Origin of the sequence: Actinomadura bangladeshensis (assembly GCF_004348335.1) — a bacterium.
GTDB lineage: Bacteria > Actinomycetota > Actinomycetes > Streptosporangiales > Streptosporangiaceae > Spirillospora > Spirillospora bangladeshensis.
This window is the reverse complement of sequence record NZ_SMJW01000250.1, coordinates 1-11,275: the sequence shown is the minus strand read 5'-3', so window position 1 is coordinate 11,275 and position 11,275 is coordinate 1. Positions and strand designations below refer to the sequence as shown.

Annotated in this window: 12 protein-coding genes; 7 read left to right on the top strand and 5 right to left on the bottom strand. The window is 74.2% G+C overall.

Annotated elements, in window-relative coordinates; genetic code table 11:
* The 4 genes from E1284_RS32940 to E1284_RS32925 all read right to left on the bottom strand — a co-directional run.
* The coding region (locus E1284_RS32940) for a TIGR03086 family metal-binding protein (protein WP_131944071.1) at nt 1-454 on the bottom strand (454 nt) is incomplete at its 3' end.
* A gap of 64 nt (nt 455-518) precedes the next feature.
* A complete protein-coding gene (locus tag E1284_RS32935; RefSeq protein WP_131944070.1) occupies nt 519-1,139 on the bottom strand; it encodes a DUF305 domain-containing protein in 621 nt (206 codons plus the stop codon).
* Complete coding sequence (locus E1284_RS32930; protein WP_131944069.1) at nt 1,136-1,762, bottom strand: DUF3105 domain-containing protein; 627 nt, start codon at nt 1,760-1,762, stop codon at nt 1,136-1,138. Before E1284_RS32930 ends, E1284_RS32935 begins: the two co-directional genes overlap by 4 nt.
* A 112-nt stretch (nt 1,763-1,874) precedes the next feature.
* Nucleotides 1,875-2,291, bottom strand: a complete 417-nt coding sequence (locus E1284_RS32925) for a hypothetical protein (RefSeq protein WP_131944068.1) — start codon at nt 2,289-2,291, stop codon at nt 1,875-1,877.
* Between the two features lie 271 nt (nt 2,292-2,562).
* Between E1284_RS32925 and E1284_RS32920 the strand changes: the two genes are divergently transcribed.
* The 7 genes from E1284_RS32920 to E1284_RS32890 all read left to right on the top strand — a co-directional run bounded on the left by E1284_RS32920 (nt 2,563) and on the right by E1284_RS32890 (nt 9,859).
* The gene (locus tag E1284_RS32920) at nt 2,563-3,825 is read left to right on the top strand and encodes a replication-associated recombination protein A (RefSeq protein ID WP_165965519.1); all 1,263 of its coding nucleotides are present in this window, start codon (nt 2,563-2,565) and stop codon (nt 3,823-3,825) included.
* 103 nt (nt 3,826-3,928) lie between these two features.
* A complete protein-coding gene (locus E1284_RS32915; RefSeq protein WP_131944066.1) occupies nt 3,929-4,342 on the top strand; it encodes a DUF948 domain-containing protein in 414 nt (137 codons plus the stop codon).
* Nucleotides 4,339-4,674, top strand: a complete 336-nt coding sequence (locus tag E1284_RS32910) for a DUF6167 family protein (RefSeq protein WP_131944065.1) — start codon at nt 4,339-4,341, stop codon at nt 4,672-4,674. The genes E1284_RS32915 and E1284_RS32910 overlap by 4 nt, the downstream gene beginning before the upstream one ends.
* Before the next feature lie 2 nt (nt 4,675-4,676).
* Entirely contained in the window at nt 4,677-7,346 is a 2,670-nt protein-coding gene (gene alaS / locus E1284_RS32905; RefSeq protein WP_131944064.1) for an alanine--tRNA ligase, read from the top strand.
* A 67-nt stretch (nt 7,347-7,413) separates the two neighbouring features.
* Nucleotides 7,414-7,872, top strand: a complete 459-nt coding sequence (gene ruvX, locus E1284_RS32900; RefSeq protein WP_131944063.1) for a Holliday junction resolvase RuvX — start codon at nt 7,414-7,416, stop codon at nt 7,870-7,872.
* Nucleotides 7,869-9,029, top strand: a complete 1,161-nt coding sequence (mltG, locus tag E1284_RS32895) for an endolytic transglycosylase MltG (protein ID WP_131944062.1) — start codon at nt 7,869-7,871, stop codon at nt 9,027-9,029. Before ruvX ends, mltG begins: the two co-directional genes overlap by 4 nt.
* Nucleotides 9,002-9,859, top strand: coding sequence for a shikimate dehydrogenase (locus E1284_RS32890; protein WP_243714892.1), 858 nt, complete (start codon nt 9,002-9,004; stop codon nt 9,857-9,859). The genes mltG and E1284_RS32890 overlap by 28 nt, the downstream gene beginning before the upstream one ends.
* A gap of 26 nt (nt 9,860-9,885) precedes the next feature.
* Here the strand turns inward: E1284_RS32890 and E1284_RS32885 are convergent.
* A partial coding sequence (locus tag E1284_RS32885; RefSeq protein WP_165965518.1) for a prenyltransferase/squalene oxidase repeat-containing protein occupies nt 9,886-11,275 on the bottom strand: 1,390 nt, incomplete at its 5' end.

Sequence of the window (11,275 nt, the reverse complement as noted above, 5' to 3'; positions counted from 1 at the left end):
CCTGGGCCGTCGCGAAGGCGTGGTGGACCAGGCCGGGGTCCAGGCGGGCCGGCTGGCCCGTCGCGCGGGCCAGGTCCCAGGAGTGCACGAGCGGCTCCAGGATGTAGCCCTCCAGGTAGTCGCTCAGCGGGAGCTCGCCGAGGCCGGCGAACGGGACGGGGCGGTCCAGGGCGTCCGGGGTGAGCGCCGCCGCGCACTCCTTGCGGGCCGTCCGCCAGCTCATCAGCACGTCGCCGGGGGCGAACCGGGCCGGGTCCCGGCCGATGTCCGGCCCGGGCTCCCCGGTGGCCAGCGCCCGGACCAGGTACTGGCCGCCGGCCACGTGGCCGGCGACGTCCCGGGCGGTCCACCCCGCGCAGGGCGACGGCGCCTCCCAGCCGTCCCTGGGGACGCCGGCGACCAGGCCCTCGAAGAGGTCGAGGGCCCGGTGGTAGCCGCTGAGGTTGTGAGCCATGGTGGTCAGTGACCCGCGATACGACCGCGCTGTCAAGCGCTATCGCGAAGGTCGCGGGTCACGATCACGCAGTGGGTGCGCCGCGCTCCCGGAGCATCGAGTTCATCTGCGCGATCTCCGACCGCTGCCCGGCGACCATGGTGTCCGCCAGCCGGCGCACCCGGTCGTGGCCGGTGCGGGCCAGCACCGCCTCGGCCATGTCGACGCCGCCCCGGTGGTGGGCGACCATCATCCGCAGGAACAGGATTTCGGCGGCGCGGCCGGACGCCTTCTCCAGCTCCGCGAGCTGCTCGCGGGTGGCCATCCCCGGCATGGCGGACGCGCCGCCCCGGTGGCCGCCGTGGCCGGACATCCAGCGCATCGCGCCGGCCGGGTCGGTCTTCGGCAGCCCCCACTCGTCCAGCCAGGCCGTCATCATGCCGATCTGGGCCTGCTGCGTGGTGATGATGTCGTAGGCCAGCAGCCCGGCCTCCGGGTCGTCGGTGCGGTCCCGGACGATGAACGACATCCGCACCGCCTGCGCGTGGTGGGTGCTCATGTCGCGGGCGAACCCGGCCTCCGGGCCGTCCGTGCCGGGGCCTCCCGTGACGGCTCGGGCCACCAGGGCGGCCCCGGCGAGCAGGACGAGGACCGCGAGGACGACGGTGACCCGCCGCCCCCGCGGTGCCGCGGCGCCCTCGCTCACGGGGTGTCCTTGGCGCCACTGCAGGCCGCGCCGGGCTCGGGCGTCTGCGGGCCCTTCACGAAGCCGCGCAGGAACTCGTCCACGCGCGCGTCGGAGGCGCTGTCGGGCGTGAGCTGGTGGCCCCAGGCGGTGAGCTTGATCGCCGCGTCCTGGGACGGGTATGGGCTCAGCATCGTGTAGTCGGTGCCGGCCACCTTGTTCTTGAGCACGTCGAGCTGGTCGGCGGCGAGGCCGGGGCGGTAGGTGATCCAGACGGCGCCGTGCTCCAGGGAGTGCACGGCGTGCTCGTTCTGCAGCGGCGCGTCGTACACGCGGCCGTCGCAGTTCTGCCAGACGGGGTTGTGGTCGCCGCCCATCGGCGGGTCCGTCTCGTACTCGACGGTCCCGGTGGTGTGGTCGCGGCCGAGGTCCTTCTCGACGACCAGTCCGGCGATCGAGGTCTCCGCGGACGACGACCGGGTCTGCATGAACGCGTAGCCGATGGCGACGACCGCGATCAGGCCGATCACGGTGAAGAAGGCGATGCCGCCCCACGGGATCTCGCGCCGCGTCAGCGCGTTCTTGTTCTTGGCGTTCTTGCCGCCCTGGGGGCGGGTGTTCTTGATGCGGGCGCTCTTGGACATGCGAGCGGTCCTCTCGGGGTGCTGCGGATGCTGACGGGATGCGGGCAGCGCCGTGGCGCGGCGCCGGTGAGGGCGTCGGTACGGCGGTGCGTGCGGCCTTACGGCCGGCTCATCACAGCCGGAGCACCTCGAGGACCGGCGGGGGCGCCGGGGTGGACGCGGCACCGGGCGGCGGCGAGAGCGCCCAGCCGATGCGCGCGGGGACGCGCGAGAGGGGCCGGCGCAGCCCGGTGGCCAGCGCCAGCAGCAGGAGGGTGAACAGGACGGCCGCGCACAGGCACAGGTCCAGCGGGGTCCGCGGCGGCGGCTTCGCGGGCGCGCTGAACGCGGCGCCGACGAGTCCGTGCAGGCCCTGGGACGCCGCGGCCGGTCGGTCGCCGCCGGCGGGCGCGGTCACGGCGTGCTCGGTGCACACCCGCGGCGGGGGCCCGTGGCCCAGCCCGTAGCTGAACACCAGCCCCGCCACGACGAACAGCGCCACGAGCAGCCCGGCCGGCCCGTGGCGCCGATGCAGGGCCGTACCGGACACCGTCACGCTCCTGAATGCGCCGTTCGGGCTGTTCCAACGCCGCAGCCTATCCCCGGGTTCCCGGCCCCCGGCACCCGGTCGCGGGACGTCCCGGCGTGTCCGTGCCGGGAGATAGTGTCGGAGCGTGACCAGCAGGGCGGAATCGGGCGAGCCGGAGGGCCTTTTCGACGCGCCGGGACGGGAGCCGAGCGGCCCCGCCGCGCCGGAGGCCGTCCCGGCGGCGCCGCCGCGCGCCGCCGTCCCCGGCGCGGAGCAGCCGCTCGCGGTGCGGATGCGCCCCCGCACGCTGGACGAGGTCGTCGGGCAGGGCCACCTGCTCGGCCCCGGCACCCCGATCCGGCAGCTCGTCGACCGGGACGTGCCGATGTCGCTCGTCCTGTGGGGCCCGCCCGGCACCGGGAAGACGACCCTCGCCACGGTCGTCAGCCATGTCACCTCCCGCCGGTTCGTGGAGATCTCCGCGGTCACCGACGGCGTGAAGCGGGTGCGCGCCGAGATCGACCTGGCCCGCCGCGAGCTCGGCATGGCCGGCCGGCAGACGGTCCTGTTCGTCGACGAGGTCCACCGGTTCAACAAGGCCCAGCAGGACGCCCTGCTCCCCGCCGTGGAGAACCGCTGGGTGTCCTTCATCGGCGCCACCACCGAGAACCCGTTCTTCTCCGTCATCAGCCCGCTGCTGTCCCGCTCGCTGCTGCTCACGCTGGAGCCGCTCGGCGAGGACGACCTGCGCGAGGTGATCCGCCGGGCGCTCACCGCGGAGCGCGGCCTGGGCGGCGCGGTGACCCTCGACCCCGCCGCCGAGGACCACCTCGTCCGGCTCGCCGGGGGCGACGCCCGCCGCACCCTCACCTACCTGGAGGCCGCGTCCCTCGTCGTCGACGACGGCGGGGTGATCGACGCCGACGTGCTGGAGAAGGCCGTCGACCGGGCCGCCGTCCGCTACGACCGCGAGGGCGACCAGCACTACGACGTCATCAGCGCGTTCATCAAGAGCATCCGCGGCAGCGACGTCGACGCGGCGCTGCACTACCTGGCCCGCATGATCGAGGCCGGGGAGGACCCGCGGTTCATCGCCCGGCGCCTCATCGTGCACGCCAGCGAGGACGTCGGCATGGCCGACCCGACCGCGCTGCAGACCGCGGTCGCCGCCGCGCAGGCGGTGGAGTTCGTCGGCCTGCCCGAGGCCCGCATCAACCTGGCCCAGGCCGTGATCCACCTGTCCCTGGCGCCCAAGTCCAACGCGGTGATCACGGCGGTGGACGGGGCGCTCGGCGACGTCCGCAAGGGCCTGGCCGGGCCCGTCCCCGGGCATCTGCGCGACTCCCACTACAAGGGCGCCGCGAAGGTCGGGCACGGGCAGGGCTACAAGTACGCGCACGACCACCCCGGCGGCGTCGTCCGGCAGCAGTACGCGCCCGACTCCGTGGACGGGCGGGAGTACTATCGCCCGACCAGGCACGGCGCGGAGGCGCGGTTCACCGAGGTGCTCGCGCGGATCCGCTCGGTGCTGCGCGGCACCGGCGACCGGCGCTGATCGTTTCGACCGGGCCGGTGATACCGGCACAAGGCCGTGCCGACCGGTAAGGTCTGTCACGCCGTAACCGGCCCGAACCGAATTCGCACGAACGGAAAGCCCGATGCTCACTGGTGGACAGCTGGCAGGTCTCATCGTGGCCGTGTTCTGGGCGGTGCTCGTCGCGTTCATCGCGCTGACCCTGCTGAAGCTCTCCCGGCTCCTCGGCGAGGCCGGCAAGGTCGTCCGCGAGATCGGCGACCAGGCCGCCCCCCTGCTGGACGACATGACCCGCACGGTGCAGCGCGCCAACGAGCAGCTCGGCCGCACCGACGTCATCACCAAGCAGGTCGCCGGCGTCACCCAGAACGTCTCGGCCGTCACCACCGTCATGACCTCGGTGGTGGGCGGCCCGCTGGTGAAGGCCGCGGCCTTCTCCTACGGCGTCCGCAAGGCCCTCAAGAGCGACGGCGACGGGCGCGCGGCGTCCGGCCGGCCGCAGCTTCAGGCGCGCTCCTCGGGGAAGGGGCGGCGATGAGGCGGCTGTTCTGGCTCTCGGTCGGCGCCGGGGCCGGGGTCTACGTCACGCACCGCGTCAAGCGGCGCGTGGAGGCGGTCGCGCGCAGCCTGTCCCCGGAAGGGGTGGCGATGCGCGCGGTGGCGACGGGGAAGGGCACCGGGGAGCGGCTGAGGCATTTCGCGGCCGACGTCCGTACCGGAATGCAGGCCCGCGAAGAGGAGCTGCGCGAGGCCGTCCGCATGGACCAGGCTCCGCCGGACGCCGAGGTTCCCGGGCTGCGGGGGTCCCCGCCCCGCCGGGTGCTGAAGGCGCGATACACGATCATCGACGACGACAAGGATGGCCACTGATCATGGAGTCGGCAGAGGTCGCACGCCGCTTCCTCACATTTTTCGAGGAGCGCGGGCACACGGTGGTGCCCTCGGCCAGCCTGGTCGCCGAGGACCCGACCCTGCTGCTGGTCAACGCCGGCATGGTGCCGTTCAAGCCGTACTTCCTCGGGCAGCGCACGCCGCCGTCCGCCCGGATGACCAGCGCGCAGAAGTGCGTCCGGACGCCGGACATCGAGGAGGTCGGCAAGACCACCCGGCACGCCACGTTCTTCCAGATGCTGGGCAACTTCTCCATCGGCGACTACTTCAAGGAGCAGGCGATCCCGTTCGCCTGGGAGCTGCTGACCGCCTCCCGCGAGGACGGCGGCTTCGGCTTCCCCGAGGAGAAGCTGTGGGTCACCGTCTTCAAGGACGACGACGAGGCGCAGGGCATCTGGCACGACAAGGTCGGCGTCCCCCTCGACCGCATCCAGCGGCGCGGCATGGAGGACAACTTCTGGTCGATGGGCGTCCCCGGCCCCTGCGGGCCGTGCTCGGAGATCTACTACGACCGCGGCCCCGAGTACGGGCGCGAGGGCGGCCCCGTCGCCGACGAGGACCGGTACCTGGAGGTCTGGAACCTCGTCTTCATGCAGTACGAGCGGGGCCCGGGGGAGAGCAAGACCGACTTCCCGATCCTCGGCGACCTGCCCGCCAAGAACATCGACACCGGCATGGGCCTGGAGCGCATGGCGGCGATCCTGCAGGGCGTCGACAACATCTACGAGACCGACACCCTGTGGCGGGTCCTCGACCGGGCCGCCGGGCTGACCGGCGCCCGCTACGGCCGCGACCACCGCGCGGACGTGTCGCTGCGCGTCATCGCCGACCACGTCCGCAGCGGCACGATGATGGTCGCTGACGGCATCCGCCCCGGCAACGAGGGCCGCGGCTACGTGCTGCGCCGCATCCTGCGCCGCTCCATCCGCAACCTGCGGCTGCTCGGCGGCCAGGACGCCGGCCTCATGCACGAGCTGACCGCCGTCGCGATCGGCGCGATGGGCGAGCAGTACCCCGAGCTGGTGCGCACCGCCGCGAACATCCACACGGTCATCGACGCCGAGGAGGGCGCGTTCCTGCAGACGCTCCGCACCGGCACCGCGATCTTCGACACGGCCGTCGAGGAGACCAAGCGCTCCGGCGGCGCGACGCTGGCGGGCGAGCAGGCGTTCAAGCTGCACGACACCTACGGCTTCCCGATCGACCTCACCCTGGAGATGGCGTCCGAGCAGGGCCTCCAGGTCGACGAGGACGGCTTCCGCCGGCTCATGCAGGAGCAGCGGGACCGCGCGAAGAAGGACGCCCGCGACAAGAAGACCGGCAACCTCGACGTCTCCGTCCTGGACGAGCTGCTCACCGGCGCCGGCGGCAAGGTCGACTTCACCGGGTACGGCAGCCTCGCCGGCGACGCCCGCCTCGTCGGGCTCCTCGTCAACGGCGCCAACGCCCCGGCCGCCGGGGAGGGCACCGAGGTCGAGGTCGTCCTCGACCGCACCCCGTTCTACGCCGAGGGCGGCGGCCAGCTCGCCGACCACGGCCTGATCCGGCTCGGCAACGGCGCCGTCATCGAGGTCACGGACGTGCAGTCGCCGCTCGCCGGGCTCATCGTGCACCGCGGCCGCGTCCGCAGCGGCGAGGCGCAGGCCGGCGACACCGCCTACGCCGAGGTCGACGTGGAGCGGCGCCGGGCGATCTCCCGCTCGCACACCGCGACCCACATGGTGCACGCCGGGTTCCGCCGCGCGCTCGGCGAGTCCGCCGCGCAGGCCGGCTCGGAGAACTCGCCCGGCCGGTTCCGGTTCGACTTCACCGCCTCCGGCGCCGTCCCGCCGAGCGTGCTGCGCGACGTCGAGGACGAGGTCAACGAGGTCCTGGTCGGCGACCTGGACGTGCGCGCCTTCCACACCTCGATCGACGAGGCCCGCGCGATGGGCGCGCTCGCGCTGTTCGGCGAGAAGTACGGCGACGAGGTCCGCGTCGTCGAGGTCGGCGACTACTCCCGGGAGCTGTGCGGCGGCACCCACGTGGCCCGCTCCGGGCAGCTCGGCCTGGTCAAGGTGCTGGGCGAGGCGTCGATCGGCGCCGGCGTCCGCCGCGTCGAGGCCCTCGTCGGCATCGACGCGTTCCGGTTCCTCGCCCGCGAGAGCGTGCTCGTCGCGCAGCTCGCCGAGCAGATGAAGGCCCGCAAGGAGGAGCTCCCCGAGCGGATCTCCGGCGTCGTCACCCGGCTGCGGGACGCCGAGAAGGAGCTGGAGAAGCTCCGCTCCCAGCAGGTCCTCGCGATCGCCGGCTCGCTCGCCGACGGCGCGCGGGACGTGAACGGCATCGCGTTCGCCGGCCACCGCGCCCCGGACGGCACCGGAGCCGACGACCTGCGCAGGCTCGCCGTCGACGTCCGCGGCCGCCTGACGGCCCGGCCCGCCGTCGTGATGGTGACGGGCGTGCCGAAGGACCGTCCCGTCGTGGTCGTCGCCGTCACCGAGGGCGCGCGCGAGCGCGGCCTCAAGGCGGGCGCCCTCGTCGGCCTCGCCGCCAAGGCGCTCGGCGGCGGCGGAGGCGGCAAGGACGACCTGGCGCAGGGCGGCGGCGCGAACCCCGCGGCCGTCGGCGACGCCCTCGCCGCCGTCGAACGAGCAGTAGGGGCCGCGTGAGCCCGGCACATCGGGGTATGCGACCGGAGCCGCGAAAGCGCCCCGCGCCGCCGAGCGGAGCGGGGCGATGAGGCAGGGCGTCCGGTTGGGGGTCGATGTGGGGAGCGTGCGCGTCGGTGTCGCCAAGTGCGACCCCGGCGGGATCCTCGCCTCCCCGCTGGAGACCGTGAAGAGCGGCAAGGGCGACATCGACCGGCTCGTGGCGCTCGCCGCCGAGTACGAGGCGATCGAGGTCGTCGTCGGGCTGCCGACGTCGCTGTCGGGCCGGGAGGGCCCGGCGGCGCGGACGGCCCGCAGGTTCGCGGCGATGCTCGCGGACCGGCTTCCCCCGGAGACCGTCCGGCTCCACGACGAGCGGCTCACCACCGTGACCGCCGAGAGCGGGCTGCGGGCCGGGGGCGTACATGGTCAAGCGAGGCGCAAGGTCGTCGACCAGGCCGCGGCGGCGGTCCTGCTGCAGGCGGCCCTCGACGCGGAACGGTTGACTGGGCACCCCCCAGGAGAGATCGTCCGGGGGAGCTCATGAACGATTTGGACCTCTTCTCCGACCCGTACGGCGACGGGCGGCAGCAGGGCGAGCGGTACGGCAGGCGGGACCAGCGGCGCGTCCGCAAGCGGCAGAAGCGCCGCAGGCGCAACGGCCGTGCCGCGGCCCTGTTCGCGATGGCGTTCCTGGTGGCGGTGTTCGGCACCGGCGGCGTCCTCGGCTTCGCGTGGCTCGACGACAAGTGGCACCCGCCGGACTACGAGGGGCAGGGCTCCGGCGCCGTCACGGTCCAGGTCAAGGAGGGCGCCAGCGGCTCGGTGATCGGCCTGACGCTGGAGCGGCACCGCGTCGTCAAGAGCGCCCGCGCGTTCGTGAAGGTCTACACCAAGGAGACCCGCGCCTCCAGCATCCAGCCGGGCTTCTACCAGATGCGGCTGAAGATGTCGTCGTCGGCGGCGATGGCGCTGCTGCTGAACCCGAAGTCGCGGGCCGGGAACCAGATCACGATCCCCGAGGGCAGGCGGGCCGTCGAGGTCTTCGAGCTGCTGGCGAAGAAGACCGGGATCTCGGAGAAGGAGTTCCAGGCCGCCGCGAAGAAGGGGAAGGCGCTCGGGCTGCCCGCGTACGCGAAGGGCAAGGTGGAGGGGTACCTGTACCCGGGCCGCTACGACCTCGACCCGAACGGCTCGGCCGAGCAGATCCTCAAGCAGATGGTGGATCGGTTCAACGAGGAGGCGGCCAGTACCGACCTCGTCGCCAAGGCGCGCGAGGCGCGCATGAACCCGGCGACGGTCGTCACGCTCGCCAGCCTCGTGCAGGCCGAGGGCGGCAAGCCCAGCGACCTGCCGAAGATCTCCCGGGTGATCTACAACCGGGTGAAGAAGGGCATGAAGCTGCAGTTCGACACCACGGTCCTGTACGCGCTGAACGAGCGGAGGCTGACGGTCACCGAGAAGGACCTGCTGACCCCGTCCCCGTACAACACCTACCTGCACACGGGCCTGCCGCCCGGCCCGATCGCCAACCCGGGGCCGGACGCCATCGAGGCCGCGCTGAGCCCCGAGGACGGGACGTGGCTGTTCTTCATCGCCACCGACCCGACGAACAAGGTCACCAAGTTCGCCACGACGGAGGCGCAGCGGGTGAAGATCGAGGAGGAGTTCCGGGCGTGGCAGCGGGCGCATCCGGGCCAGTGACCGGGGAGGCGGGCCGCCGGGCCGCGGTGCTCGGATCGCCGATCGCGCATTCGCTGTCGCCGGTCCTGCACCGCGCGGCGTACGCGGCGATGGGCCTGGACGGCTGGTCCTACGAGGCGATCGAGTGCGGCGAGGACGGCCTCGCCGCGCTGCTGGACGGCCTCGGCCCGCAGTGGGCGGGCCTGTCGCTGACCATGCCGCTCAAGCGGGTCGCGCTGGACCTCGCCGACTCGGTGTCCGACCTCGCGGTGAAGGTCGGCGGCGCGAACACGATCGTCCTGCGGGACGGTCGGCGGCACGGCGACAACACCGACGTGCACGGGATCGAGGCGGCCCTCACCGAGGCCGGCGTCGAGGCGCCGCCGTCGGTGCTGGTGCTGGGCGGCGGCGCCACCGCCGCGTCCGCGCTCGCCGCGCTCGCCCGGCTCGGCACGGCCGAGGCGGTGCTCGCCGCGCGGGCGCCCGAGCGCGCCGCCGGCGCGGCCGAGGTGGGGGAGCGGTTCGGGCTCGCGGTCCGGGTCGTGCCGCTCGACCGGGTGACCGAGCACCTGCCCGCCGAACTGGTGGTGTCGACGCTGCCGGGCCGGGCGGGCGACGCGTTCGCCGAACCGGTCGCCGCGTCCGGCGCGGCGCTGTTCGACGTGGTGTACGCGCCCTGGCCGACCGCCCTCGCCGCGGCGGTCGGGCGGGCCGGCGGGACGGTCGTGGGCGGGTTCGCGATGCTCCTGCACCAGGCCGTCCGGCAGGTGGCGCTGATGACCGGCCGCGACGACGTGCCGGTGGCGGCGATGCGCGCCGCAGGGGAGGCCGAACTCGCCCGCCGCGGCTGACCCGTCCCGGCCGTCGGGGCGGACGGTCAGGGTGCGGCGGGCGGCGGGCCGCGCGGGGCGCGCCGCCGCTTCGCCGACTCGTCGATGCCGGTGAGGACGATCGGCAGGATCACGCTCAGCCAGAAGTCCTTCCAGCCCCACAGGCCGGCGGCGACGCCGAGCACGCTGGCGGCGCAGACGAGGCCCAGCAGGAGCGCCGCCCAGTGCCGCCGCGCGAACCCCACCGGGTCGACGAGCCCGCGGTGCGGGAGCAGGTCGGCCAGCGGCCGCTCCCGCGCGTGGGAGCGCTGCACGACCGTCGCGTCCGGCAGCCAGTGCAGGATGTCGGCGCCTCCGGCGAGCGGGACGCGGGACAGCGCGATCAGCGTCTCCAGCCGCCACCACAGCGTCCACAGCGAGGTGCGGCCGCTGCCGGGGTGGCCGTTGCGGCGCGGGTCGGTGAACTCGCCGCGCACCAGCGTCCGGAACGCCCGCGCGATCAGCGGCCCGTGCGGGCCGCGCGGATCCCGCAGCAGCGCGGTCAGCGCGATCGGCAGCCCGTAGTGCCAGAGCGCGAGCCGCCACACCGGTTCGGAGCCGGTCCGTCCCGCCCCGGAGTCGTGCGGATCGGCGCAGTGGGGGGAGACGTCGTAGGTCTCGATCCACGTGCGGTCGTCGTCGGGGTCGAGGTGCTCCAGCAGCCAGTCGTAGGCGTCCAGCAGCCGCTCGGTCCGCAGCTCCGGGCGCGCCTCGGCCAGGGTGACCAGTGCGAACGCCGTGTGGGTGACGGTGGGCCGGGATGCGGGCGTCGGCCCCCAGCCGGGACGGTGCGCGGTCCGGTCGGCGGTCAGCCACTCCACGCCCCGGTCGACCGCCGGGTCGTAGGGGTTGAGCTGGCTGAGCGCGCGCAGCGCCAGGCACGTCAGCCACACCCGGGACGGGCAGCCGTGCAGCGAGCCCCAGCCGCCGTCGGGGTTCTGGTTGCGCAGCAGCCACTGGTAGGCGCGCCCGGTGTCGGGCGCGTCGTCGCGCAGGTCGCAGCGGGCGCGGGCGAGGAACCGCGCGATCCAGCCGGTCGCCTCCACCACCGGCATGCCGAGGCTGGTCTTGGTGGCCCAGCCGCCGTCGCGCAGCCCGTCGGCGGAGGCGGTCTGCCGGGCGGCGAGGAAGGCCAGCCCGTCGTCGAAGTACTCGAAGGGGCGTCCCGCCTCCACGAACGCCATCAGCCCGAGGGCCGTCGCGGTGGTGCCCGGCTCGGGGCGCGCCAGCTCGTGGTACCAGCCGCCGCCGGTGCCGAGCGCGGGCGCGTAGGTGTCGCGCAGCACGTCGAGCGACTCGTTCAGCCGGGCCTGGAGCACGGCCATGTCGATGGCCGGGACGCCGGTGCCGCGTCGCCGGCGCGGTCCCGGCGTGGCGGCGGGAGGGTCGGCGCGGGGG